Genomic DNA, 24,851 nt, shown 5'->3' on the forward strand with positions numbered 1-24,851 from the left:
GTCCAGTGATGATGGCAAAGAGGCCACACCCGTTCCCATCCCGAACACGGAAGTTAAGCTCTTTTGCGCCGATGGTAGTTGGGGGTTTCCCCCTGTGAGAGTAGGACATTGCTGGGCCAAGAAAAAAAGCCGTTGCCGGTATTTCCGGCGGCGGCTTTTTTTGTGTTTTCTTTTTTTATTTCTGCCGAATGCGCTATGCCTGCCAAACTGCTAAAGGCGGGACATTCCGGTATAATGAACGTAATTCAAATTAGGTAAGGATGGAGATTTATGACGCACCGCAGACCATTAATTGATGCTTTAACTGCATTTCAACAACAGCAGCCGATTTCATTTCATGTACCGGGACATAAAAACGGGGAGTTGTCGGCGTTGCCGCCTGAGATGCGTTCAGCGCTGCCGTATGATTTGACTGAAGTGACAGGCCTTGACGATCTTCATTATCCGGAAGAGGCTATTCAGGAGGCGCAGCAGTTGCTGGCGGAAGCTTACGGCGCGGACCAGAGTTTCTTTTTGGTAAACGGTTCGACAGTCGGCAATTTGGCGATGGTCTATGCGGCATGCCAAGAAGGGGATACGGTCATTGTCCAGCGCAATGCGCATAAGTCTATTTTCCATGCGTTGGAACTGGCAAAAGCACGCCCGGTATATGTGGCGCCGGAATGGGATGAAGAATCGCTGACAGCATCCGGTGTGGCATTTGCCGATATCACAGCCGCCGTCATGGCTTATCCCGAAGCGGCGGCCGTCATTTTGACCTACCCGAATTACTACGGCATGGCGACGGCCGGATTAAAGGAAACCATTGCGTTTTGCCAATCTCATGGGATGGCTGTATTGGTCGATGAAGCACACGGTGCCCATTTTCAAATCGGCGATCCGTTCCCTGCTTCGGCACTGGCATACGGCGCAGATGTTGTCGTCCAGTCCGCCCATAAGACCTTGCCGGCTATGACGATGGGGTCTTTTTTACATATTCAAGGCGATTTGGTAAACCGAGAAAAAATCAAGAAATATTTGCGGATGCTGCAGTCGAGCAGCCCGTCTTACCTTATTATGGCTTCGCTTGATGACGCACGCGCTTTTGTCCAAACGTATTCGCAGCCGGATATCCGGTATTTTAAAGATAAGCGGAAACAATTTATCAGAGGGCTGAAAAGCATTCCGAGACTGGAAGTCTTTGAATCGGACGACCCGTTGAAGCTGATGCTCCGGGTAGAGGGCTATAATGGCTTCCAACTGAAGACGCAGCTGGAGAAAGCCGGAATCCATGCGGAATTGGCTGATCCATATCAAGTGCTGTTGATTATGCCTTTATTAAAGCAAATTCATGCCTATCCTTTTGCGGAAGTGCGAAAACGGGTGAAGGAAGCGATAAGGGAACTGGATCAGTACCCGGGAGATGCGCTTGCGGTAAAGATGCCGATTCAGCAGGCCATCAGTGTCCCTGACATTTCCTACGCGCAAATGGACACGGAGGCCCGTGAATGGATCCCTTATACAGCGTCGGTTGGGCGAATTTCTGCCGGCATGGTCGTCCCTTACCCGCCAGGCATTCCGCTGATTGTTCCAGGGGAAAAATGGACCCTCGAAAAGCTTGAAGGACTCGCCGATTATTTGGCAACCGGAGCGCAGATTCAGGGAGAACACCGGCTGGAAGAAAAATTAATCTGTGTGCTGCCTGAGATAAAAAGGCAATAAATGCTGAGAATTGGGTATGGTAAAGTATACGAAATTTTACAGGGCGGGATGTGGAGATTATGATGGACCAGGAAAAGTACGCCATTGTGGATATTGGATCGAATACGATGAGGCTTGTGATTTACTCGCGGGATAAAAGCGGCAGGCTGACAGAAAGCGAAAACGTCAAAGCGGTCGCGCGCCTGCGCAATTATTTATCGGAAAGTGGAAAGCTGGAGCCGGAAGGAATGGATGTTTTAATACATACTCTCCAAGGCTTTCAGGAAGTGACGAGGCACCATAATCTCAATGAAGTCAGATGTGTGGCAACCGCTGCCATTCGGCAAGCCAATAACCAGGAAGAGATTTTGGAGCGGGTGGAAAAGGAAACCGACTTTTCGATGCGGATTTTATCCGAATTCGAAGAAGCGAACTACGGTTTTTTGGCGGTCGTCAACTCCACGCCATTTGAAAGCGGGATCACGGTGGATATTGGGGGAGGCAGTACGGAAATCACGTATTTCCAGAAGCGGAAGCTGATTTATTTCTATAGTTTTCCGTTCGGGGCCTTGTCATTAAAGCAGCAGTTCGTCAAAAATGATGTGCCGACTGCACAGGAGCTAAAGGCGCTTCGGAAGTTCCTGAAAGAGCAGTTCAGCATTTTGCCCTGGCTGAAGAACAAGAAACTGCCTTTGATCGGCATCGGGGGAAGTGCGCGGAACCTGGCTCAAATCCATCAGGAACACATCGGCTATCCGGTAGCCGGCATCCATCAGTACATGATGTCCGAAAGCAATGTGAAAAGCGTCCATAGCATGCTGTTGGGCATGGATTTTTCAGAAATTCAGCGAGTGGAAGGACTGACCAAGGACCGGGCGGATATTATCATTCCGGCCATCGAGGTGTTTGTCCACTTGATGGATTATATCGATACGGATACCTTTGCCTTAAGCAGAAAAGGCTTGCGTGACGGCGTATTTTATGAAGAGATGATCAAAGATTTCGAGCTTTCCATTTTTCCGAATGTGCTGGAAGAAAGTTTCTATGAGCTGGCCAGCGATTTTGACATCAACCTTACCCACGCCACTCATGTCACTGCGAATGCTACGATGATTTTCAGGGAACTGGAGAAATGCGGCGTCTTTTCTTTAGAGCCGAACGACACGAAATATATCCGCCTGGGCAGCGCCTTATACAACCTGGGCTCTTACATCGATGCAGAAGCGAGCCATCAGCATACGTTTTATTTACTGGCAAACCGCACCATTGACGGCTTGCTCCATAAAGACCGGATGACAGTGGCGCTGATTGCCTCCTTTAAAAACCGGGAAGTGTTTAAACGCAATGCAGCAATGTATGAAGATTGGTTCACAAAAGACGAACTGGCCAAATACAGTTTGTTTGGCGCCATTGTAAAACTGGCATACAGTTTGAATGCGACCAAGCGGGACATTATCAAGGATATCCAAATCGAAGCGTCGGCCAATCAGGAACTGGTGTTTAAAATCCGATGCAACAGTGATTGGAAACCGGAGCAATACCAAGCGGAAAAACAAAAGAAGCATCTGGAAAAACAGCTCAAGAAATCCATTCAATTTCAATTTATGAAGAATTAATTGCCTTTTGGCTCTCCTAATCCGGTGAGAAGGCAAGAATCTGACATGAAAAGGTGGTGGAACATGTGCCGAACGTAAAGAAAACCGCCGTTAATCTGGATAACCCTTCTTATTACAACAATAGAGAACTCAGCTGGCTGGCATTTAACGAACGGGTATTGAGGGAATCGCTGGATGAGCGCAATCCTTTGCTGGAACGCTTTAAGTTTTTGTCGATTTTCAGTTCGAACCTGGATGAATTTTTCATGGTGCGGGTGGCAGGCCTCCAGGACCAAGTCAAAGTGGGATTTGCCCGGCCGGAAAACAAGGCGGGCATGACGCCGCGGCAGCAGTTGAAGGAAATCGGCAATAAAACGCATGAGTTGGTAGATTTGCAGTACAAAACTTTGCGCGATGTGCTGATTCCGCAAATGAAGCAGCACGGCGTCCGGATCCATAAAATAGACGAATTGACCGAACGGGAGCTCAAGGAAATTGAAGCGTATTTTGATGAACTCATTTTTCCGGTGCTGACGCCGCTGGCGATTGATGCCTATAGGCCGTTTCCGATGCTGCTGAACCGCAGCATCAACTTGGCCGTTTTGCTTGAGGACCGGGATAAAGAAGCGGCTTCTCCGTTCAAAACAGCGATTGTCCAAATGCCGGCCGTACTGGACCGCTTTGTTTATTTGGATGACAAGGCGGGCAAAGAACGTTTTGTCCTGCTGGAAGACGTTATCCGGCGCTTTATCAGCAAATTGTTCCAAGGGTTTAAAGTGGTGTCGGCGTCTGTTTTCCGAATTACGCGCAATGCCGATATGACCATTCATGAAGAAGGCGCCCGCGACTTGCTGAAAGAAATTGAAGAAGAGCTCAGGAAGCGCAAATGGGGGGCAGCAGTCCGCCTGGAAGTGCAAAAAGAAGGCATTGACCCCGACATGCTTACGTATTTAACCGAAGCGCTCGAAATCAATAAAAAAGACGTTTATGAAGTGGAAGGTCCAATCGATTTGACCTTGTTTTTCAACTTCTATAAAAAAATGGAGAAAACCCATAAAAAGCTCGTCTATGAAAAACGAATTTCCCAGCCTCCCCGCGATTTGGCTTCCGGTGAAGACATTTTTGATCAAGTGGCTGAACAGGATATCTTTTTGCATCACCCTTATGAATCGTTCGGGCCTGTTGTGGAGTTTATGTCAAAAGCTGCTGATGACCCGGATGTTCTGGCGATCAAGCAGACGCTGTACCGGGTGAGCGGCGATTCGCCCATTATCAAAGCTTTGAAAAGAGCGGCTGAAAACGGGAAGCAAGTCACGGTGCTGGTGGAATTGAAAGCCCGATTTGATGAAGAAAACAATGTACAGTGGGCAAAAGAATTGGAGCAGGCGGGGTGCCACGTCATTTACGGCATCACGCATTTGAAAACCCACAGCAAAATTACGCTCGTTGTACGCAAAAAAGACGGACAGATTGCCCGTTTCGTGCATTTGGGGACCGGCAACTACAATGATCAAACTGCAAAGATCTACACCGATATGAGCCTTTTCACTTCTGACCAGGAATTCGGTGTGGATGCAACGAACTTCTTCAATTACTTGAGCGGCTATACGGAAAAGCCGGCATTCCATCATTTGTCCGTGGCGCCTTTCAGTATCCGCAAAGATTTTTTGGAGATGATTGAAGCAGAAATCAAGCACCACCGAAAATCCCATAATGGCCGCATCATTGCAAAGATGAACTCGCTTACGGACAAAGCGATCATTAAGAAGTTGTACGAAGCTTCGATCGAAGGGGTGCGCGTGGATTTGATTGTAAGAGGCATTTGCTGCTTGCGCCCCGGCATCAAAGGAATCAGCGAACATATCCGGGTCCGGAGCATTGTCGGGAGGCTGCTCGAACACAGCCGGGTCTATTATTTCTACCATAACGGGGAAGAAAAGACGTTTTTGTCTTCAGCCGATATGATGACGCGGAATATGGAAAACCGCATTGAAATTCTCTTTCCGGTTCGCAGCCGCCGGATTAAAAAACAAGTGAAGCATGTGCTGGAAATGGCTTTGAAGGACAATGTCAAAGCGCGTGAACAAGATGCATCCGGACAATACCATTACGTGAAAAGAAAAGACGGCGACAAGGAAATTAACAGCCAGCTGCAATTGTACAATGAAGCGTATCAAGTGGCAGAAGACGAGGAATGAGCCTGATTGAAGCTTTTAATCAGGCTTTATTTGCCTGTAAGTGCTCAGCTTCCTGTATAGTGGAAGAATAACAACATCAAGAAAACGGGTGAAACGAATGGGTTATTTAATTACGCTGGAAGGCGGGGAAGGGGCCGGGAAATCGAGCATCTTAGCACGTCTGGCTTCTGCACTGGAACAACAGGGACATACAGTGGTTTGCACAAGGGAACCGGGCGGCATCGAAATCGCAGAACAAATCCGGAAAGTGATTCTTGACCGGGAGAATGTCCAAATGGATCCACGGACAGAAGCTTTATTGTATGCAGCCGCCAGAAGGCAGCATTTAGTGGAACGCATTATTCCGGCTATGGAAGCGGGGAAAGTCGTGCTATGCGACCGTTACATAGACAGCAGTTTGGCATATCAGGGTCACGCAAGAGGCCTTGGCATAGAAGAAATTTACGCCATCAACAAATTTGCCATCGATGAATACATGCCGGATTTAACGCTTTATTTTGATGTAGAGCCGGCCGTCGGGCTTGCCCGCATCGAAAAAGACGCCGGCCGTGAAGTGAATCGGCTGGATGTGGAATCGTTGAAATTCCACGTCGCGGTGCGCGAAGGCTATCAGCTGCTTGTTCGGCAGGATCCGGAGCGGATCAAGGTCATTGACGCTGGAAACAGCATGGATGAGGTATTGGCGGATGCGCTCTATCGGGTCACGGAATTTATCGGAACAGACGGAAAATCCGGGAATCGCTGACAGAGGTGGGCCGGGTTTGATTGGGCATTGGAAGGGGCGGCCGCAGGAAAGATATGCGGTGCCCGCCTTTCTTCATGGTATACTTATATAGAAGGAATACGAAAAAGGAGTGAGTGCTGATGAAACTCGTTGTTGCAGTCGTGCAAGATCAAGACAGTAATCGTTTGTCCAATGCGTTAACAAAAAATGATTTCCGGGCTACTAAACTTGCCAGTACTGGGGGGTTCTTGCGCTCAGGGAATACCACTTTTTTGATTGGTGTTGAAGATGGCCTTGTGCCGAATCTAATGGATTTAATCCGGGACAACTGCCGTTCGCGTGAACAAATGGTTGCGCCTGTTTCGCCGATGGGCGGAAATGCAGATTCATATATTCCATATCCAGTTGAAGTGGAAGTAGGCGGCGCGACGATCTTTGTCTTGCCAATTGAGCAATTCCATCATTTTTAAGTGTTCCTAAAAACGCTTGAGGCGTGAAGCAATAAAGAGAAACTTCCACCGGCGGGGATTGTTCATTCTTCGCCGGTTGGCAGTTGATCCAAATAGACGTTTATGGACAGTTCGTCTCCGTTATATAGGGATAAATAATAGAGGAATCCCGTGCTCCGTCTGGAACACGGGATTTTTTACAAAGGCTGAATGAAGGTGAAAGTGTGCAAAAGACCATCGAAGAATTCCAGGAAATGCAGCCGGTCGTCATGAAAAGGCTCCAAGGCGCATATGCAAAAGATCGATTGGCCCACGCTTATTTGTTTGAAGGGCCGGCAGGGTCAGGCGTAACGGAAGTGACGCACTTTTTTGTGAAGCTGCTGCTTTGTGAAAATCCGGCAGAAAATGTTCCATGTGAAACATGCCGAAGCTGCCAGCTTTACAATTCAGGAAACCATCCGAGCATCGTATTCATTGAGCCGGATGGCCAAAACATCAAAATCGATCAAATACGTGAATTGATTTTCAATATGAATAAAACGGGTTTTAGTACAGGCCGTAAAATATATGTGATTCAAGATGCAGACCGTATGAACAACGCCTCTGCCAATGCATTGCTGAAGTTTTTAGAAGAACCGGAAATGAACGTCACGGCGATTTTGCTGACGGAGCGCTTGAATGCCATCATGACAACGATTCGTTCGCGCTGCCAGCTGGTATCGTTTCAGCCGCTGTCACGGCCGAAAATGATGGAACGGCTGATCGGCGGCGGCATGACGGCATCACTCGCCGCGACGGTCAGCATGCTGACGCAAAACTTGGACGAGGCAAAAGAGCTGTCGGCGGATGAAGCTTTCATTCAACAGCGCAAAGTTGTGTTAAAATTAGTGGAAGCTGTAAACAGCAATGTCCACGAAGCGCTTTTGTTGCTGCAATCGGAATGGCTTCCAGTATTTAAAGAAAAAGAAGATACCGAAAGAGGGCTCGACATGTTATTATTTGCATATCGGGACATCGCTTCGGTAAAAGCGGGTCTTGAAACTGCCCGAACTTATCCAGATATGGATGAACTATGGAAACAGATGGCGCTTCAGCGTTCATATCCCGTGCTTTCCAAGCAATTGCAGGCTGTTTTGCAGGCCAAACAGCAATTGCCGCGCAATATGAACCGAACGCTGCTGATGGAGCAGTTAATGCTGAACCTGCAGGAGGGATAAGCAAGTGTACAATGTAATTGGTGTCCGCTTTAAGAAAGCGGGTAAAATATATTATTTCGACCCTGGCGAGTTTGCGATCCAAAAAGACGACTACGTTATCGTAGAAACGGCAAGAGGGATTGAATACGGCAAAGTTGTCGTGCCGGTCAAAACAGTGGAGGAACACGACGTCGTGCTTCCCTTAAAACAAGTGGTCCGTGTTGCAAGTGAACGGGACCGCCAGCAAGTAGAGGAAAACCGCTTGGAAGCCGGACGTGCTTTTGAGATGGGAACGCAAAAAATCGAAGAGCACCGGCTGGAAATGAAGCTGGTGGACGTGGAATATACATTTGACCGCAATAAAGTCATCTTTTATTTCACAGCGGAAGGGCGTGTCGACTTCCGCAACCTGGTCAAAGATTTGGCTTCTATTTTCCGGACGCGCATCGAACTGCGCCAAATCGGTGTACGGGATGAAGCAAAAATGCTGGGAGGCATCGGCCCTTGTGGACGGATGCTGTGCTGTTCGACGTTTTTGGGCGATTTTGAGCCGGTGTCGATCAAAATGGCGAAAGACCAGAATTTGTCGCTGAATCCTTCGAAGATCTCCGGGTTATGCGGACGCTTGATGTGCTGCCTGAAATACGAGAACGATGAATACGAAACGGCGAAAAAAGAAATGCCGGACGTTGGCACCCGGGTTTCTACGCCGGACGGCGATGGCCGTGTCGTAGGCATGAATATATTGGAACGTGTGTTAAAAATTCGCTTAACTGAGCAGGAACAGACATTAGAATACTCATTAAGTGAGATAATGGGCCAAGGAACGAGAGCGTGAGGTGGTTTTAAGTGAAAGAGAAAAACTTTTTGGACACGGTCATGGATTTTGAGCAGCAGCTTGAATCCATCCAAGAACAATTTCGGGAATTGAAAGCCGTAGTTGCCCATACGATGGAAGAACATCATGCGCTGCAATTGGAGAACCATCATTTGCGTGCGCGTTTGGATGAACTCCATCAAGCGGTTCCGGAAACAGCAGCGGTGGATCCGATAAAATTGAAAAAAGCAGCCATGGATATCGGAGAAGGCTACGATAACTTGGCGCGTTTGTACCACGAAGGCTATCATGTGTGCCATGTGCATTTCGGCAGTTCAAGAAAAGGCGACGACTGCCTGTTTTGTTTATCCTTCTTAAACAAACAAAACTAAAGAAAAGCGGAAGCGCCTGGGCAGCTCCGAACAGCTTAAGGCAGACTGCCGAAGCGGCGCTCTTTGCCGCACAGGCGGGCTGCCTTAAGAACCGAGGAGCTAGGCGCTGCAGCTGGACATAAAGAAAAGCGGAAGCGCCTGAGATCTGGGTGCTAGAGCAAAAACAAACAGAAAAGGCTTCCGACACTCCGTGTGGCGGCAGCCTTTTCCTGTGTATCGGAGGTGAAAACATGTTATTGGATGACGAAAGACTCGATTATTTGCTGGCGGAAGACTTGCGCATCATACAAAGCCCATCGGTATTTTCCTTTTCCCTCGATGCCGTCTTGTTGGCGCGTTTTGCTTACGTGCCGTTAAAGCGGGGAAAAATTGTCGATTTGTGCACAGGCAACGGGGCCATCCCATTGTTCTTAAGCGCACGGACAGAATCTGCCATTGTCGGAGTGGAACTTCAGGAACGGCTTGTTCACATGGCCCAAAGAAGCGTCGCGTACAATGGGCTTGAAGAACAGATCCAGATTATTGAAGGGGACGTGAAGGAAATTCCCGCACGCCTCGGAATTGAAAAATATGATGTGGTGACATGCAATCCCCCTTATTTCCCTGCGCATGAATTGAGCGACAAAAACCTCAGTGAACATATGGCGATTGCCCGCCATGAACTCCACTTAACATTGGACGAATCGGTCCAGGCAGCCAGCAAACTGCTGAAACAGGGAGGCAAAGCCGCTTTTGTGCACCGCTCCGGACGCCTGATTGACATCATCACCGCAATGCGTGCCAACCGGCTGGAGCCGAAACGGGTCCGGCTGGTGTACCCGAAAGCGGGAAAAGAAGCGAATACGCTATTGATTGAAGGAATAAAAGACGGCAAACCGGACTTGAAAATTCTGCCGCCGCTGATTGTATATGGAGAAAACGGGGAATATACAGAAGAAGTGAGAGAACTGCTTTATGGAAACGAATAACCATTATTTTTATGTCCTTGAATGCGCCGATGGTTCCTACTATGCAGGGTATACGAATGATCTGCAAAAACGGCTGGAAGCCCATAACGCAGGAAAAGGGGCAAAATACACACGTGCCAAGGGTCCGGTCGAAATGATCCACCACGAAAGTTTCGAGACGAAATCCGCTGCGATGAAAGCGGAATATGCCTTCAAGCAATTATCAAAACCGCAAAAAATTCATTACATTGCTGAAGGAAAGGAAGATGGCAAATGAAATCCCAAAAAAGCTTCATGGAAAACAAAGCGACTCTGTACTTAGTGGCGACACCGATCGGCAATTTGGAAGACATGACCGTACGGGCAATCCGGGTCTTAAAAGAAGTGGATGTCATAGCCGCAGAAGACACCCGCAATACAAAAAACCTGTGCAATTATTTCGATATCCAAACCAAGCTGGTCAGCTACCATGAGCACAACCAGGACAGCGGAGGCTTTAAAATTCTCTCTTACTTGAACGAAGGCAAGTCCGTAGCGTTGGTAAGCGACGCCGGCATGCCCTGCATTTCCGATCCCGGCGAGGATATTGTGCGGCGGGTGGTGGAAGAAGATTATCCGGTCGTCCCGGTTCCGGGAGCGAATGCCGCACTCAGTGCCTTGATTGCTTCCGGCATTGCACCGCAGCCGTTTCTGTTTTACGGATTTTTGTCGCGCCACAAGAAAGACCGCCAAGCAGAATTGGAAACCTTGAGCCAAAAAGAAGAGACGCTGATTTTTTATGAAGCGCCCCACCGGTTAAAAGACAGTTTAAAAAGTATCCAGAAAGCCTTTGGCGATGACCGGAAAATCACGTTGGCCCGGGAAGTGACAAAGAAGTTTGAAGAATTTTTGCGGGGAACGGTGGAAGAAGCCGTCGAATGGGCAGAAGCCAATACTATACGGGGAGAATTTTGCCTTGTTGTAGAAGGAAATGCTTCGCCGGATGCCGCAGAAATCGAGCAATGGTGGGAGCATTTATCCATTGCAGACCATGTCACAGAACTAATGGAAAAAAAGCAGTTGACGTCCAAAGAAGCCATTAAACAAGTGTCGCATGAGCGGAATTTGCCAAAACGTGAAGTTTATCAGGCCTACCATATCTAAAGCATCCCATGCAAAAAAACCGGAACGCAACAGCGCTCCGGTTTTTATTGGCTTAAGCTTACTTTTTCAAGTTGTTTTGAATTTCTTTTACCAGCATTTCGGCGCCTTCAGGGCTTAAGATCAGCTTGCCGCCAACCAGTTGCATGTTGTCATCAGATACTTCACCTGTTACGGCACAAGTCATATTTGGCAAATACTTTTTCAAGATAATTTTATCGTCGTCAACGTAGATTTCCAGTGCATCTTTCTCTGCAATTCCTAGAGTACGGCGCAATTCAATTGGAATCACCACACGGCCTAATTCGTCAACTTTACGTACAATTCCTGTCGATTTCATAATATTAATCTCCCTTCAAATTTGTCGGATGTTTTCGTCAAAATTCGACATTTACCACTTCCTGTCATAAATCATACCAAGTACTGGCAATTTGGTCAATAAAAAACTATCGGCTTTATAATAAATTTTCTTATTAATTAATAATAAAATGATTAATAGGAGGTGTTTTGTCACAATTTTGTCCTTCTATTGCATTATGAAATGAAACGGTAATATTTCACAATGTTCTCACTTCTTCGCCATTGTCGAAAAAAGCCTCAGAATCGAAAGATTGTACAATATTGAGGACTTCGTTAAAATAAGAACTATACAAACAAACTGGAGGAATTTTTCGTGACTGCTAACAAAAACACTTTTTACCTGACCACCCCGATTTATTATCCAAGCGGAAAATTCCATATTGGGACTGCTTACACCACGGTCGCTTCCGATGCTATGGCCCGTTACAAGCGCTTGCGCGGTTTTGATGTCCGGTTCCTGACTGGGATGGATGAACACGGCCAAAAAATTGAAGAAAAAGCACAGGAAGCTGGCCTTGCGCCACAGGCATACGTGGACGACATGGCAGCTTCCGCTAAACAAGTTTGGTCGGTTATGGACATCACGTATGATGACTTTATCCGCACAACGGAAGAACGCCATAAAAAAGGCGTCGAAAAGATTTTTCAAACATTTTTGGACAACGGCGATATTTACAAAGGCGAATACGAAGGCTGGTACTGTACGCCATGCGAGTCGTTCTATACAGAAGCCCAGCTAGTGGACGACAATTGCCCGGACTGCGGCCGCCCGGTCCACAAAGTGAAAGAAGAATCGTATTTCTTTAATATGAAAAAATACGCGGACCGCTTGCTGGATTACTACGAAAACAATGTGGAATTCATTGAACCGGAATCCCGCAAAAACGAAATGATCAACAACTTCATCAAACCGGGGCTGGAAGACTTATCGGTATCCCGGACGTCATTTGACTGGGGAATTCCGGTTCCTGGAGATCCGAAGCATGTGATTTACGTATGGGTGGATGCTTTGTCCAACTACATTACGTCGCTTGGCTACGGCTCCGATGATGACTCGCTCTTCAATAACTACTGGCCGGCAGATGTCCATGTAGTCGGCAAGGACATCGTCCGTTTCCATACGATCTATTGGCCGATTTTCCTGATGGCGCTTGATTTGCCGCTGCCGAAGAAAATCTTCGCCCACGGCTTCATCATGATGAAAGACGGCAAAATGTCGAAATCGAAAGGCAATGTGGTGTACCCAGAAATGCTTGTGGAACGCTACGGCTTGGATGCAACACGTTATTTCTTGCTGCGTGAACTGCCGTTCGGCTCAGACGGGGTCTTTTCACCGGAATCATTCGTGGAGCGCACAAACTTTGATCTTGCGAATGACTTAGGGAACTTGTTGAACCGGACCGTTTCGATGATCAACAAGTATTTCGGCGGCGAAATCCCGCCGCTCCACGGAGAAGCTACAGAATTCGATGCAGCTCTGCAAGAAGTGGCGAAGCAGACGGTCGACGTATATGAACAGCACATGGAAAAAATGCAGTTCAGCATCGTGTTGAGTGAAGTATGGGCGCTTATTTCCCGCACAAACAAATACATCGATGAAACAAAACCATGGGTATTGGCAAAAGACGAAGCGCTGAAAGGCCAATTGGCTACTGCGATGGCTCATTTGGCAGAATCCTTGCGCATGACAGCGGTTATGCTGCAGCCATTCTTGCCGAATGCACCGAAACAAATCATCGAACAGCTTGGCCTGGCGGAAGAGGCGCTGGCTTGGGAGACGCTTCAAAGCTTTGGCCACATTCCAGAAGGCACAAAAGTCGTTTCAAAAGGCACCCCGATCTTCCCGCGCCTTGAAGTAGAACCGGAAGTGGCTTATATCCGCGACCAGATGCGCGGAGGTGCGCCGGCGGAAGCGGAAGAAGTGGTGGAAGAGATCATTGAAGAAGTGCCGGACGTACCGGAAATCAGCATTGATGAATTTATGAAAGTGGATTTGCGGGTAGCGACTGTAACGGCTAGTGAACCGGTGCCAAAAACGTCAAAACTGCTGAAATTGCAGCTCGACCTCGGCTATGAACAGCGCCAAGTGGTATCCGGCATTGCGGAACATTACAAACCGGAAGAACTGGTCGGCAAAAAAGTCGTCGTTGTGGCCAATTTGAAACCTGTAAAATTGCGCGGCGAATTGTCTCAAGGGATGATTTTAGCCGGTGAGAAAAACGGCTATTTGACACTTGCTGCAGTAGATCAAAAACTGCCGAACGGAGCACAGATCAAATAAATTACAAAGCATTTAAAGCAATTTGAAAAGGGCTGTCTACTGGACGGCCCTTTTTTATTTTGGATTTTATTAGGTGAAAAACGCCGTTATCAATTTATTTGTTATCTAAATAACATGTTTTGTTATCTAAATGTAATATTGGTGTGAAGAAAGAAACGAAGGAAACGATTAAAATAAGGTTTAATGTGAGGAGAGAGCGTTATGTTCATTGATACCCATGTCCATTTAAATGCAGACCAGTACGACGAAGATTTAAATGAAGTAATCGACAGAGCTTTAGAAAACAATGTTACAAAAATGATTGTCATTGGGTTTGATCGGAAAACGATCCAACGTGCAATGGAGCTTGCCGAGAAACATGAGTTTATATATGCCGTAGTCGGATGGCATCCAGTTGATGCCATCGATTGCACAGAAGAAGATTTGAAATGGATCGAAGAATTGGCAGCACACGACAAAGTAGTCGGCATCGGCGAAACGGGATTGGATTACTACTGGGATAAATCTCCGAAAGAAATCCAGCAGGAAGTGTTCCGCAAGCAAATCCGGCTCGCAAAAAAAGTCCAGTTGCCGATCATCATCCACAATCGCGAAGCGACGGAAGACGTTTTGCGCATCTTGAAAGAAGAAGAAGCCCATGAAGTAGGGGGTGTCATGCACTGCTTCGGCGGCAGCGTCGAAACAGCGCGCGAAAGCATCGCCATGAACTTTATGATTTCACTTGGCGGACCGGTTACGTTCAAAAATGCCAAAAAGCCAAAAGAAGTAGCAACAGAAATCGCCTTGGAGCACTTGATGATAGAAACGGATGCACCGTATCTTGCACCGCATCCTTACCGGGGAAAACGCAATGAACCATCTTATGTCCCACTTGTCGCAGAAGAAATTGCCCGTTTAAAAGGCATTTCGGTAGAAGAAGTCGGCCGCATCACGACACGGAACGCAGAGCAGTTTTTCAAGCTCAGCCAATAATCATCGAAAGAGAACAGGCCCATTTTGTTTGACACAGCAAAATCGAGTCTATATAATCACTCAGGTGAATGAGGAGGAGTTATTTTTGACGAAGAATATAGAAAATAATAACAAGAAATCAAGTTTATATAGTGGGAAATCTTTAGCGGTGGCGATTGCCACTGTTTTAATGTTTGCGGCTGTTTTGACGTTTGCCATTTATGAAGGCACAAAAAACACGGTAAAAATGACAGCAAACGGCGAAACCACGGAAGTCAAAACCCATGCCGATACAATCGGGGCATTTTTGGAAGAGCAGGAAATTCAAGTAGGACAGGATGATTATTTAAGCCATTCTGCAGATACGGCTATTAAAGAAGACGTGGCACTTGAATGGGATCAGGCAGAACAATACAAGGTATCAGTTGACGGCAAAGAAACGGCGGCTTGGACAACGGAGAATACCGTGAAGGAAATTTTGGCAAAAGCAAATGTTGAAGTAACGGAACATGATAAAATTACCCCTGCATTAGAAGAAGAAGTAGATGAGGATACAGCGATTTCTGTCGAAAAAGCCTATGAAGTAACACTTGTCGACGGCTTGAAAGAGAAAAAAGTATGGTCCACTTCGACTACGGTCGCTGACTTTTTAAAACAGAACAAAATTACGCTAGGCGAACTTGACCGGGTTGAAAACGGAATGGATGAAAAAGTACTTCCGAATTCCAAAGTCCAAGTTGTTCGTGTAGAAAAGGTCACCGATGTAGTGGAGGATTCTGTGAAATTTGCAGTAGAAACGAAGAAAGATGCCGGTCTATTGAAAGGGCAGGAAAAACTTGTCCAAAAAGGCCAAAATGGCGTTGTAGCTAAAACATACGAAGTTGTTAAAGAAAACGGCAAAGAAGTAAAACGTGCGCTTAAAAGCGAAAAAACAGTGAAAGCACCGACGAAACAAGTAAAAGCAGTCGGCACTAAAGTAATGGTGGCAAGCGCATCACGCGGCGCAACTGCCAAAGCATCAGCGAAAAAAGAAACAGCAGCTCCAGTCCAGGTAGCAGCTGCCAAAAAAGAAGCACCTGCTAAAGCAGCAGCACCAGCGAAAAAAGCGGAGCCTTCAAGAAAAGCTTCCGCGGCATCTACAACAGCTGCAGCACCATCAGGCGGCAAAGAGTTCTATGTATCGGCAACGGCTTATACAGCCAGCTGTGCAGGGTGTTCAGGCATTACAGCAACGGGCATCAACTTGAAAGCCAACCCTGGCCTTAAAGTCATTGCGGTTGACCCGAATGTCATTCCGCTTGGTTCAAAAGTGTATGTTGAAGGATATGGCTATGCAGTGGCGGGAGATACAGGCGGCGCAATCAAAGGAAACAAAATTGATTTGTTCGTTGCCAACCATTCAGATGCGATTGCATTTGGGCGCAAGCAAGTAAAAGTAACCGTCTTAAATTAATACATGGCAGATGGTCAAGGCTTTCTTGGGAATTCCCGGGAAAGCCTTTTACTATTTTACCCGGCTGTGTATAAAATAAAACAAGAATCGCGGGAAAAGAGGAACAACAATGAACATTAAAGAGATTATTATAGTAGAAGGAAAAGATGACACAGTGGCAGTCAAACGGGCGGTAGGGGCAGATACACTGGAGACGAACGGTTCTGCCATCTCAAAAGAAACCCTGGAGCGGATTGCCCATGCACAGGAGAAGCGCGGCGTCATTGTTTTTACCGATCCTGATTATCCTGGACGGCGAATCCGTGCTATTATTGAAGAACATGTGCCAGGGGTGAAACACGCCTTTTTAGCCAAAGAAAAAACCCTTGCCAAAAACGGCAAAGGCCTCGGCATTGAACATGCGAAAGATGAAGACATTCGAGCAGCTTTAGCTGCTGTATATACGCCCAGACAAGCAGAGCAAGCCGTTGAAATTACGATGGAGGATTTGATTGACGCAGCACTCGTCGCTCATCCTCAAGCGAAATTGCGCAGAACCCGTTTAGGGGCCATGCTTCAAATCGGCTACACAAACGGCAAACAGCTTCAGAAAAGGCTCCATATGTTCGGCATTACGAAAAAACAATTTATTGAAGCTGTGCAAGCGCTAAACCAGGAGGAACTTTAATGATGAAAGATATTGCAACACCTATACGCACGCAGGAAATTATGGCGAAGCACGGCTTGACCGTCAAGAAAAGCCTTGGCCAGAATTTCCTGATCGACCCAAACATCCTGCGGAAAATTGTCGGCAAAGCGAATTTGACCAAACAGTCTGCAGCCATTGAAATCGGGCCCGGGATCGGTGCTTTAACCGAACATTTAGCAAGAGAAGCGGGCAAAGTGCTGGCTTTTGAAATTGACCAGCGCCTGTTGCCGGTGCTTGCCGATACCTTGTCGCCTTACGACAATATTTCAATTATCCATTCGGATATTTTAAAAGCCGATGTCGAGAAAGCCATCAAAGAAGAACTGGCTGGCTACGAAGATATTGTGGTCGTGGCGAACTTGCCGTATTACGTGACCACACCGATTATTATGAAGCTGCTTCTTGAAAAGCTGCCGATCCGCGGGCTCGTGGTCATGCTCCAAAAAGAGGTGGCAGAACGCATTACGGCACAGCCGGGCACCAAGGCCTATGGGTCGTTGTCTATCGCGATTCAGTACTACACAGAAGCGGAAATGGCGTTGACGGTGCCGAAGACGGTCTTTATGCCGCAGCCCAATGTTGATTCTGCGGTCATCCGCATGATCAAGCGCCCGGAACCCCAGGTGAAAGTCATCAATGAAGATTTCTTTTTCCAAGTGACCCGGGGGTCATTTGTTCAGCGCCGCAAAACGATCTTGAACAATCTGCAAACGGCTATGCCAAACGGCAAAGAGAAAAAAGAACTGATTTTAAAGGCATTGGAAGAAGCGGAAATCGATCCGTCCCGCCGCGGAGAGACCCTGTCAATCAAAGAATTTGGCTTGTTGGCGGATAAGTTGTATCCATATTTCGCCTAAAACCTTTCATTTTGTTACAGTTATGGCACATCTTTTTGAATCGGACAGGTATTTCGGATAAAAAAATATTGACATCTTATGCACTACGCTGATAAAATTAGAAATTTACTTGACTGGACGGTCAGTTTCTGGTAGACTTTGTCTATAGTGAGGTGTAGACAAGATGCCCAAAACTTTGGCGGATATTAAAAAATCGTTGGACCTACATATTGGAAAACGGTTGATTTTAAAGGCAAATGGAGGACGTAAGAAAACGGTCGAACGCGCCGGAATCTTGCGAGAAACGTATCACTCGGTGTTCGTAATTGAACTTGATCAAGATGAGCATTCATTTGAACGCGTGTCTTACAGCTACGCAGACATCCTGACAGAAGCAGTGGAAATTGTTGTCTATGAAGGAACAGAAGAAGAACTTGTTGTTAAATAATGAACGGTATTCATATTGTTTTTTGAAACTCACAGCCCGTGCTTCAACGGCTGTGAGTTTTTTTGTTTATTTTCTCCATTTTTCCCCAAGCGCGCTTCATGTGTTAAAATAATCTTCATCAGAATATAAAGGAGGCAGTGGGATGCTCTACGTGAAGGCGCCTGCCAAAATCAATTTAACGTTAGATGTTTTACATAAGCGCCCCGATAACTATCATGAGATCGAAATGATCATGACGACAGTCGACTTGGCTGATCGGATCGGGCTAAAAGCAACAGAAAGCGGAATCTATATCGAATCTGCAGACCGCTTTGTTCCAAATGATTCCCGCAACTTGGCTTACCAGGCCGCCCAGTTGTTGAAAGATACGTACAACATCAAATCAGGGGTCATCATTTCGCTGGACAAACAAATTCCAGTTGCGGCTGGACTGGCAGGAGGAAGCAGCGATGCAGCTGCGACTTTAAAAGGCCTGAACCAATTATGGCAATTAAATCTGTCCCTTGATGAACTGGCGGAACTCGGAGCGAAGATCGGTTCGGACGTCTCTTTTTGCGTGTATGGCGGAACGGCTTTGGCCAAAGGGCGAGGAGAAATTATTCAAGAGCTGCCCGCACCGCCCAACTGTTGGGTGATTTTAGCGAAACCGACCATTGGGGTCTCCACCGCGGAAGTATACGGGGCATTCGACGCCAGAAAAGCCGAGCACCCGAATACCCAGGAAATGATCCAAGCGCTTTCAGACGGCGATTACAATGCGATGTGCGCCAATTTAGGCAATGCCTTGGAAAGCGTCACGTTGAATTTATATCCGGAAGTTGCCCAGATCAAAGAACAGATGAAGAAATTCGGTGCAGATGCCGTATTGATGAGCGGAAGCGGCCCGACCGTATTTGGGCTCGTGCAGCAGGAAGCCCGGATCCCGCGCATCTACAATGGCCTGCGAGGCTTTTGTGCCGAAGTTTATGCTGTCCGCTTGATTGGTGAACGGGAGCCACTTGCTTAAATACGTACATTTATGGTAAATTTTCTATAAATCATTCGTATTTAGGAGCGTGTATTATGAAGTGGAAGCGCAGTGAACGGTTAGTTGATATGACGCATTATCTTTTGGACCATCCACATAAGTTAATTCCCCTTACATATTTCTCAGATCTCTATGAATCCGCCAAATCATCAATCAGTGAAGATTTAGGAATTGTCAAAGAGACATTTGAGGAAAAAGGGATTGGGCTGTTAATGACAGTGCCTGGAGCAGCTGGCGGCGTGAAATATGTGCCAAAGCTCCATAAAGAGGAAATCAAAGCCATCATGGCGGAATTGATGGAGGAGCTTAGCCATTCCGACCGGCTTTTGCCAGGGGGCTATTTGTATATGACCGATGTACTCGGCAACCCCAATATGATGAACCGGGTCGGCAAAGTTTTTGCGTCCGCTTTTGCGGATGAAAAAATCGATGTCATTATGACGGTGGCGACAAAAGGGATTCCGATTGCCCATGCCATTGCCCGCCATTTGAACGTGCCGGTCGTGATTGTCCGAAGAGACAGCAAAGTGACAGAAGGTTCGACTGTCAGCATCAATTATGTGTCGGGTTCTTCCCGGCGCATCCAGACGATGGTGCTGTCAAAACGCAGCATGAAGAGCGGACAGCGGGTGCTCATCACCGACGACTTTATGAAAGTCGGCGGAACGATGAACGGCATGAAAAACTTGCTGGAAGAATTCGACTGTACGCTTGCGGGAGTAGCCGTATTGGTTGAAGCTGAGCATTCCGATGAGCGCCTTGTTGAAAAATACTTGTCGCTTGTCAAACTGCACGAAGTCAGCGAGAAAGAACGGACGATTGCATTGGAAGAAGGAAACTATTTTACGAATGGAGGAATTTAAGATGAAATTTGTAGCGACAGACAAAGCAGCGGCGGCCATTGGGCCATATTCACAAGGAGTTATTGCCGGGGAAATGTTTTACAGTTCAGGCCAGATTCCATTAACGCCTTCAGGAGAAATGGTCGAAGGCTCAATCGTTGAGCAGGCGCACCAAGTGTTTGCCAACTTGAAAGCCATCTTGGCAGAAGCCGGCTCTTCTTTGGAAAACGTCATCAAAACTACGGTCTTTATCAAAGACATGAATGATTTTGCGGCGCTTAACGAAGTATATGCTTCTTATTTCGGCGATCATAAGCCCGCCCGCTCGACGGTTGAAGTGGCACGCTTGCCGAAAGACGCAAAAGTGGAAATCGAAGTCATTGCAAAGATTACTGCGTAAAACCATCCTTCGGGGTGGTTTTTATTTGCCTGAAAATATTGATGAAATTTTCTAATAAATCCTGTAATTTTTGAAGGAGATTAGTCCCCTTTAGCGAATTACATATATTAGCAACACAAAATGCATCCAAGAGGAAAGGTGGTGACACAATGGAAGTAACCGACGTAAGGCTTCGGCGTGTGCAAACAGACGGCCGGATGCGGGCAATCGCTTCCATCACACTGGACAACGAGTTTGTTGTGCACGATATTCGGGTGATTGACGGCAATGAAGGATTGTTTGTCGCGATGCCAAGCAAGCGGACACCGGACGGGGAATTCAGGGATATTGCCCATCCAATCAATTCCGGGACGCGCAACAAGCTTCAAGAAGCGATTTTAGCCGCATACCATCAAAGCGAAAATGACCCGGTCTTTGAAGAAGCCGGTGTTTAAATGCGCCATCTCAGGAGCCTTCTATTGCAGATAGGGCTCTTTTTTTTGTCTTCCTTTTGATAATGTCATGGTATTGTCATGCTCGGAAACCTTGAAAAATCAAGGTTATTCCGCTATAGTCAATAAGGAAAAGCTAAAATATCCACTATATGAATGAAATAGATAACAAATCACTTGATTGGAGGACCTGACTACATGACGAATACATATGCAGTAGTATTAGCCGCTGGCCAAGGCACGCGGATGAAGTCGAAACTTTATAAAGTGCTTCACCCGGTTTGCGGCATGCCAATGGTAGAGCATGTCACCAATAACGTGGCACAGCTCGGCGTCGAAAAAATTGTTACCATTGTCGGCCATGGCGCTGAAAAAGTAAAAGAACAATTGGGTTCGAAAAGCGAGTATGCTTTGCAGGAAGAACAGCTGGGAACAGCCCATGCCGTGCAGCAAGCTGCTTCTTTGATTGAAGGGCTTCCGGGCACGACTTTGGTGGTTTGCGGAGATACACCGCTGATCCGTTCGGAAACGATGCAATCATTGCTTGACCATCATGCGGAAACAGGGGCAAAAGCGACAATTCTGACGGCAATTGCCGACAATCCGGCTGGTTATGGCCGGATTTTGCGCGACGAATCCGAAAGCGTCTCCAAGATTGTTGAGCAGAAAGATGCCTCGATTGAAGAGCAAAAAGTGAAGGAAATCAACACAGGCACGTATTGCTTCGACAATGAGGCATTATTTGAAGCGCTGAAATTGGTATCCAACAACAACGCCCAAGGCGAGTATTACTTGCCGGATGTTATTGAAATCCTGCAAAAACAAGGCGAAGTCGTGGCTGCATATGCGACAGACAGCTTTGATGAAACACTTGGCGTCAACGACCGGGTGGCATTGAGCCAAGCTGAAAGCTTTATGCGCGCCCGCATTGCTGAAAAGCATATGCGTGCAGGCGTTACCATCATCGACCCGGCAACAGCTTATATCAGTGCCGAAGCGGTAATCGGTGCAGATACCGTGATTCAGCCGAACGTCATCATCGAAGGCAATACCCAAATCGGTGAAGACTGCTTGATTTCATCGAACAGCCATATTGAAAACAGTGTCATCGGAGACCGTACGGTTATCCGTTCATCGCATGTATACGACAGCACAGTTGGAAACGACACGGCAGTCGGCCCTTATGCGCACCTTCGTCCGCAGTCCCAATTGGGTGATGAAGTGAAAATCGGCAATTTTGTCGAAGTGAAAAAATCGGAACTTGGAAATGGCAGCAAAGTTTCGCATTTAAGCTATATCGGAGATGCCAGCGTCGGAACCAACGTCAACATTGGCTGTGGAACGATTACCGTCAATTACGACGGCAAGAACAAATTCCTCACGACAATTGAAGATGACTCGTTTATCGGCTGCAATTCGAATTTGATTGCCCCGGTTACCATCGGCAAAGGCTCTTACGTAGCCGCCGGATCCACCATCTCTAAAAACGTCCCGAGCGATGCATTAGCGATCGCCCGTGCACGGCAAGAAAACAAAGAAGGCTATGTCACTAAATTAAACTCAAGAAAATAATAGGAGGCTACACACGAAATGAGTTATCAAATTGATGCAGCAACCACTAAGATGAAAATTTTCGCATTGAATTCGAACCAGAAGTTAGCGGAGGAAATTGCCGAACACATCGGCCTGCCGCTTGGAAAAAGTTCAGTTACCCACTTCAGTGATGGGGAAATCCAGATTAATATTGAAGAAAGTATCCGTGGCTGTGATGTTTTCATCGTGCAATCGACTTCTGAGCCGGTCAACGAGAATTTAATGGAACTGCTGATCATGATTGATGCAGTAAAACGTGCCTCTGCCCGTACTGTAAACGTCGTAATGCCTTATTACGGCTATGCCCGCCAAGACCGTAAAGCGCGTTCGCGCGAACCGATCACGGCGAAATTGGTGGCCAACCTTCTGGAAACAGCAGGAGCAACCCGTGTGATTGCACTTGACTTGCATGCGCCTCAAATCCAAGGATTCTTTGATATCCTGATTGACCACTTAGTGGCTGTACCTCTTCTTTCAGATTATTTCTTGAACGACAGCGGCATCGATTTGGACAACGTCATTATCGTTTCACCGGACCACGGCGGGGTGACACGTGCCCGCAAGATGGCGGACCGCCTGAAAGCGCCGATTGCCATCATTGACAAGCGCCGCCCGCGTCCGAACGTAGCGGAAGTCATGAACATCGTCGGGAATGTAGACGGCAAAACGGCTATCATCATCGATGACATCATCGACACAGCCGGCACCATCTCCATTGCGGCAAGTGCGTTAGTTAAGAGCGGAGCAAAAGAAGTATACGCTTGCTGTACGCACCCGGTATTGTCTGGCCCAGCAGTAGGACGGATCAACGACTCGGTTATTAAAGAATTGATCGTGACCAACTCCATTGCCTTGCCGGAAGAAAAGAAATCGCCGAAAATCAAACAGCTTTCTGTAGCTAAGTTAATGGCTGAGACCATCGTTCGTGTCCATGAACAAAAATCTGTCAGCACATTGTTTGATTGATCTGAATACATGCTTATTGGTTCTTTAGGTTTGGTTTTCCTCTAGCAGGGTAAATACTTGTTATGGACAACTAAACTGGAGGATGAGTATATATGACATCAAAAATCTCGGTACAAAAAAGAGAAACCGGTACACCCCACTCTAAACTAACGGAACTGCGCGGACAGGGAATTGTGCCTGGCGTCGTTTACGGCTACCAGACAGAAACTACGCCTGTAGCAGTTTCTGAAATCGACTTGATTAAAACATTGCGCGAATCTGGACGCAACGGGGTTATTAACCTGGAACTCGAAGGCAAAACCTTGAATGTGGTATTGAGCGATTTCCAGCGTGACGCTTTAAAAGGCAGCTTCGAACACGTGGACTTTTTGGCAGTCAATATGTCAGATGAGCTTGAAGTAGCTGTAGCTGTACATTTGATCGGCGAATCACCTGGAGAAAAAGAAGGCGGCGTAGTCAACCAGCCGAACCGTGAAGTAACGATTAAAGTGAAGCCGGCTGATATTCCGGATTCCCTTGAAGTGGATGTAGCGAACCTTGCAATCGGCGACACAGCAACAGTCGGCGATATCCGCGGAACAGTTTCTTACGAAATCCTGGATGAAGACGACTTTATCCTTGTTTCTGTAACAGCTCCACGTTCACAGGACGAACTGGATGAGCTTGAAACGCCTGCAGCTGAAGATGCTGAGCCGGAAGTAGTCGGCGGCGAATCGGACAGCGAAGAAAAAGAAGCGTAATTTAAGAGAATACAGGGGCTGTCTAGCGACAGCCCCTATTTTTCTGTTTTAAAGCGTAATATGATAAAATAAATAGCAGTGAAAAAGAAAAGGAAGATTCTTATGAAACTGATTATTGGCTTGGGGAACCCCGGCAAAACATACGAACAGACGCGGCACAATATCGGGTTTAAAGTGATTGATTACCTGGCTTCCAAATGGAATGCGCCTTTGACGCAAACGAAGTTTAAAGGCATGTACTCGATCATTCACCGGCCTGAAGGAAAAGTCATGCTGTTAAAACCGCTTACTTATATGAACTTGTCCGGAGAAAGTGTCGGAGCGTTGATGGATTATTACGATATCGACATTGAAGACATTGTTGTCATCTACGATGATCTGGATTTGCCGACCGGCCAGCTCCGTTTGCGCCAAAAAGGCAGCGCGGGAGGGCATAACGGCATCAAATCGCTGATCCAGCATTTGGGGACGCAGCAGTTTAACCGTATCCGAATCGGCATTAGCCGCCCGCCGGCAGGCATGAAAGTTCCCGATTACGTTCTGTCGCGTTTTTCCGACAACGAAACCCCGGAAGTGGCAGAAGCGGTCAAGCAAAGCGCAGAAGCTTGTGAGCTGTGGCTGTCGAAAGCTTATCCGGAGGTCATGAATAACTTTAATGGATCATAAATTCGCTTTGGCGCTGTTGGCGTTCAGGGCT

General features: G+C 47.1%; 26 protein-coding genes and 1 rRNA gene. 26 read left to right on the forward strand and 1 reads right to left on the reverse strand.

From position 1 onward, the window contains the following. Position 1: 1 nt before the first annotated feature. The 12 genes from rrf (at position 2) to rsmI (ending at position 11,141) form a co-directional block, all read left to right on the forward strand. A 5S ribosomal RNA gene (rrf, locus tag BLQ32_RS17770) occupies positions 2-117 on the forward strand. A gap of 153 nt (positions 118-270) precedes the next feature. After that, positions 271-1,701, forward strand: a complete 1,431-nt coding sequence (locus BLQ32_RS17775; RefSeq protein WP_074511519.1) for an aminotransferase class I/II-fold pyridoxal phosphate-dependent enzyme — start codon at positions 271-273, stop codon at positions 1,699-1,701. Positions 1,702-1,763: 62 nt separating this feature from the next. Then, positions 1,764-3,296, forward strand: a complete 1,533-nt coding sequence (gene ppx / locus BLQ32_RS17780) for an exopolyphosphatase (protein ID WP_036802146.1) — start codon at positions 1,764-1,766, stop codon at positions 3,294-3,296. A gap of 65 nt (positions 3,297-3,361) precedes the next feature. Further along, positions 3,362-5,473 (forward strand): RNA degradosome polyphosphate kinase, encoded by a 2,112-nt coding sequence (locus BLQ32_RS17785; RefSeq protein WP_053167579.1) that lies wholly within the window; start codon positions 3,362-3,364, stop codon positions 5,471-5,473. A gap of 97 nt (positions 5,474-5,570) precedes the next feature. Then, positions 5,571-6,218: a dTMP kinase gene (tmk, locus tag BLQ32_RS17790; RefSeq protein ID WP_036802094.1), complete on the forward strand. Its 648-nt coding sequence runs from the start codon at positions 5,571-5,573 to the stop codon at positions 6,216-6,218. A 119-nt stretch (positions 6,219-6,337) separates the two neighbouring features. Beyond that, positions 6,338-6,667 carry a cyclic-di-AMP receptor gene (locus BLQ32_RS17795; RefSeq protein WP_036802096.1) on the forward strand — a complete coding sequence of 110 codons (330 nt, stop codon included), beginning with the start codon at positions 6,338-6,340 and terminating at the stop codon, positions 6,665-6,667. Positions 6,668-6,870: 203 nt separating this feature from the next. Further along, positions 6,871-7,863 carry a DNA polymerase III subunit delta' gene (gene holB / locus BLQ32_RS17800; protein ID WP_074511520.1) on the forward strand — a complete coding sequence of 331 codons (993 nt, stop codon included), beginning with the start codon at positions 6,871-6,873 and terminating at the stop codon, positions 7,861-7,863. A 4-nt stretch (positions 7,864-7,867) separates the two neighbouring features. Continuing rightward, positions 7,868-8,680 carry a PSP1 domain-containing protein gene (locus tag BLQ32_RS17805; RefSeq protein ID WP_036802100.1) on the forward strand — a complete coding sequence of 271 codons (813 nt, stop codon included), beginning with the start codon at positions 7,868-7,870 and terminating at the stop codon, positions 8,678-8,680. A gap of 11 nt (positions 8,681-8,691) precedes the next feature. Next, the gene (gene yabA, locus BLQ32_RS17810; protein ID WP_036802102.1) at positions 8,692-9,051 is read left to right on the forward strand and encodes a DNA replication initiation control protein YabA; all 360 of its coding nucleotides are present in this window, start codon (positions 8,692-8,694) and stop codon (positions 9,049-9,051) included. Positions 9,052-9,281: 230 nt separating this feature from the next. After that, positions 9,282-10,019: a tRNA1(Val) (adenine(37)-N6)-methyltransferase gene (locus BLQ32_RS17815; protein WP_036802104.1), complete on the forward strand. Its 738-nt coding sequence runs from the start codon at positions 9,282-9,284 to the stop codon at positions 10,017-10,019. Continuing rightward, a complete protein-coding gene (locus tag BLQ32_RS17820; RefSeq protein ID WP_036802106.1) occupies positions 10,006-10,275 on the forward strand; it encodes a GIY-YIG nuclease family protein in 270 nt (89 codons plus the stop codon). Before BLQ32_RS17815 ends, BLQ32_RS17820 begins: the two co-directional genes overlap by 14 nt. Continuing rightward, on the forward strand, positions 10,272-11,141 hold the full coding sequence (gene rsmI / locus BLQ32_RS17825; RefSeq protein ID WP_074511522.1) for a 16S rRNA (cytidine(1402)-2'-O)-methyltransferase: 870 nt from the start codon (positions 10,272-10,274) through the stop codon (positions 11,139-11,141). Before BLQ32_RS17820 ends, rsmI begins: the two co-directional genes overlap by 4 nt. Before the next feature lie 58 nt (positions 11,142-11,199). Here rsmI and BLQ32_RS17830 read toward each other — a convergent pair whose 3' ends face one another. After that, on the reverse strand, positions 11,200-11,478 hold the full coding sequence (locus BLQ32_RS17830; protein ID WP_036802110.1) for a transition state genes transcriptional regulator AbrB: 279 nt from the start codon (positions 11,476-11,478) through the stop codon (positions 11,200-11,202). Between the two features lie 333 nt (positions 11,479-11,811). On the opposite strand from BLQ32_RS17830, the gene metG reads away from it, so the two are divergent. The 14 genes from metG to pth all read left to right on the forward strand — a co-directional run bounded on the left by metG (position 11,812) and on the right by pth (position 24,820). After that, positions 11,812-13,779 (forward strand): methionine--tRNA ligase, encoded by a 1,968-nt coding sequence (gene metG, locus BLQ32_RS17835; protein WP_074511524.1) that lies wholly within the window; start codon positions 11,812-11,814, stop codon positions 13,777-13,779. Between the two features lie 201 nt (positions 13,780-13,980). Further along, a complete protein-coding gene (locus BLQ32_RS17840) occupies positions 13,981-14,751 on the forward strand; it encodes a TatD family hydrolase (RefSeq protein ID WP_074511525.1) in 771 nt (256 codons plus the stop codon). Positions 14,752-14,836: 85 nt separating this feature from the next. After that, entirely contained in the window at positions 14,837-16,183 is a 1,347-nt protein-coding gene (locus BLQ32_RS17845) for a G5 and 3D domain-containing protein (protein WP_244890385.1), read from the forward strand. Positions 16,184-16,292: 109 nt separating this feature from the next. After that, the gene (rnmV, locus tag BLQ32_RS17850) at positions 16,293-16,850 is read left to right on the forward strand and encodes a ribonuclease M5 (RefSeq protein WP_036802119.1); all 558 of its coding nucleotides are present in this window, start codon (positions 16,293-16,295) and stop codon (positions 16,848-16,850) included. Next, on the forward strand, positions 16,850-17,728 hold the full coding sequence (rsmA, locus tag BLQ32_RS17855; RefSeq protein ID WP_036802121.1) for a 16S rRNA (adenine(1518)-N(6)/adenine(1519)-N(6))-dimethyltransferase RsmA: 879 nt from the start codon (positions 16,850-16,852) through the stop codon (positions 17,726-17,728). Before rnmV ends, rsmA begins: the two co-directional genes overlap by 1 nt. A 163-nt stretch (positions 17,729-17,891) precedes the next feature. Beyond that, entirely contained in the window at positions 17,892-18,155 is a 264-nt protein-coding gene (gene veg / locus BLQ32_RS17860; RefSeq protein ID WP_036802123.1) for a biofilm formation stimulator Veg, read from the forward strand. Positions 18,156-18,297: 142 nt separating this feature from the next. Continuing rightward, positions 18,298-19,161, forward strand: a complete 864-nt coding sequence (ispE, locus tag BLQ32_RS17865) for a 4-(cytidine 5'-diphospho)-2-C-methyl-D-erythritol kinase (RefSeq protein ID WP_074511527.1) — start codon at positions 18,298-18,300, stop codon at positions 19,159-19,161. Positions 19,162-19,217: 56 nt separating this feature from the next. Next, the gene (gene purR, locus BLQ32_RS17870; RefSeq protein WP_036802127.1) at positions 19,218-20,045 is read left to right on the forward strand and encodes a pur operon repressor; all 828 of its coding nucleotides are present in this window, start codon (positions 19,218-19,220) and stop codon (positions 20,043-20,045) included. 1 nt (position 20,046) lies between these two features. Next, entirely contained in the window at positions 20,047-20,424 is a 378-nt protein-coding gene (locus tag BLQ32_RS17875) for a RidA family protein (protein WP_074511529.1), read from the forward strand. Between the two features lie 149 nt (positions 20,425-20,573). Continuing rightward, positions 20,574-20,858, forward strand: coding sequence for a septation regulator SpoVG (spoVG, locus tag BLQ32_RS17880; RefSeq protein ID WP_036802131.1), 285 nt, complete (start codon positions 20,574-20,576; stop codon positions 20,856-20,858). A 195-nt stretch (positions 20,859-21,053) separates the two neighbouring features. Continuing rightward, positions 21,054-22,427 carry a bifunctional UDP-N-acetylglucosamine diphosphorylase/glucosamine-1-phosphate N-acetyltransferase GlmU gene (gene glmU / locus BLQ32_RS17885; RefSeq protein ID WP_053167571.1) on the forward strand — a complete coding sequence of 458 codons (1,374 nt, stop codon included), beginning with the start codon at positions 21,054-21,056 and terminating at the stop codon, positions 22,425-22,427. An 18-nt stretch (positions 22,428-22,445) separates the two neighbouring features. Next, entirely contained in the window at positions 22,446-23,414 is a 969-nt protein-coding gene (locus BLQ32_RS17890; protein WP_036802134.1) for a ribose-phosphate diphosphokinase, read from the forward strand. Positions 23,415-23,506: 92 nt separating this feature from the next. After that, on the forward strand, positions 23,507-24,154 hold the full coding sequence (locus BLQ32_RS17895; RefSeq protein WP_074511530.1) for a 50S ribosomal protein L25/general stress protein Ctc: 648 nt from the start codon (positions 23,507-23,509) through the stop codon (positions 24,152-24,154). A 102-nt stretch (positions 24,155-24,256) separates the two neighbouring features. Next, positions 24,257-24,820, forward strand: a complete 564-nt coding sequence (gene pth / locus BLQ32_RS17900; RefSeq protein WP_053167566.1) for an aminoacyl-tRNA hydrolase — start codon at positions 24,257-24,259, stop codon at positions 24,818-24,820. Positions 24,821-24,851 lie beyond the last annotated feature (31 nt).

Origin of the sequence: Planococcus glaciei (assembly GCF_900099655.1) — a bacterium.
In the GTDB taxonomy this organism is placed as follows: Bacteria; Bacillota; Bacilli; order Bacillales_A; family Planococcaceae; genus Planococcus; species Planococcus glaciei.

Bases quoted from the DNA above. Each gene is read 5' to 3' on its own strand.
- BLQ32_RS17775 (WP_074511519.1), top strand. From the start codon at position 271: ATGACGCACCGCAGACCATTAATTGATGCTTTAACTGCATTTCAACAA.
- ppx (WP_036802146.1), top strand. From the start codon at position 1,764: ATGGACCAGGAAAAGTACGCCATTGTGGATATTGGATCGAATACGATG.
- tmk (WP_036802094.1), top strand. From the start codon at position 5,571: ATGGGTTATTTAATTACGCTGGAAGGCGGGGAAGGGGCCGGGAAATCG.
- BLQ32_RS17795 (WP_036802096.1), top strand. From the start codon at position 6,338: ATGAAACTCGTTGTTGCAGTCGTGCAAGATCAAGACAGTAATCGTTTG.
- BLQ32_RS17815 (WP_036802104.1), top strand. From the start codon at position 9,282: ATGTTATTGGATGACGAAAGACTCGATTATTTGCTGGCGGAAGACTTG.
- BLQ32_RS17820 (WP_036802106.1), top strand. From the start codon at position 10,006: ATGGAAACGAATAACCATTATTTTTATGTCCTTGAATGCGCCGATGGT.
- rsmI (WP_074511522.1), top strand. From the start codon at position 10,272: ATGAAATCCCAAAAAAGCTTCATGGAAAACAAAGCGACTCTGTACTTA.
- BLQ32_RS17830 (WP_036802110.1), bottom strand. From the start codon at position 11,478: ATGAAATCGACAGGAATTGTACGTAAAGTTGACGAATTAGGCCGTGTG.
- BLQ32_RS17840 (WP_074511525.1), top strand. From the start codon at position 13,981: ATGTTCATTGATACCCATGTCCATTTAAATGCAGACCAGTACGACGAA.
- rnmV (WP_036802119.1), top strand. From the start codon at position 16,293: ATGAACATTAAAGAGATTATTATAGTAGAAGGAAAAGATGACACAGTG.
- rsmA (WP_036802121.1), top strand. From the start codon at position 16,850: ATGATGAAAGATATTGCAACACCTATACGCACGCAGGAAATTATGGCG.
- veg (WP_036802123.1), top strand. From the start codon at position 17,892: ATGCCCAAAACTTTGGCGGATATTAAAAAATCGTTGGACCTACATATT.
- ispE (WP_074511527.1), top strand. From the start codon at position 18,298: ATGCTCTACGTGAAGGCGCCTGCCAAAATCAATTTAACGTTAGATGTT.
- purR (WP_036802127.1), top strand. From the start codon at position 19,218: ATGAAGTGGAAGCGCAGTGAACGGTTAGTTGATATGACGCATTATCTT.
- BLQ32_RS17875 (WP_074511529.1), top strand. From the start codon at position 20,047: ATGAAATTTGTAGCGACAGACAAAGCAGCGGCGGCCATTGGGCCATAT.
- spoVG (WP_036802131.1), top strand. From the start codon at position 20,574: ATGGAAGTAACCGACGTAAGGCTTCGGCGTGTGCAAACAGACGGCCGG.
- glmU (WP_053167571.1), top strand. From the start codon at position 21,054: ATGACGAATACATATGCAGTAGTATTAGCCGCTGGCCAAGGCACGCGG.
- BLQ32_RS17890 (WP_036802134.1), top strand. From the start codon at position 22,446: ATGAGTTATCAAATTGATGCAGCAACCACTAAGATGAAAATTTTCGCA.
- BLQ32_RS17895 (WP_074511530.1), top strand. From the start codon at position 23,507: ATGACATCAAAAATCTCGGTACAAAAAAGAGAAACCGGTACACCCCAC.
- pth (WP_053167566.1), top strand. From the start codon at position 24,257: ATGAAACTGATTATTGGCTTGGGGAACCCCGGCAAAACATACGAACAG.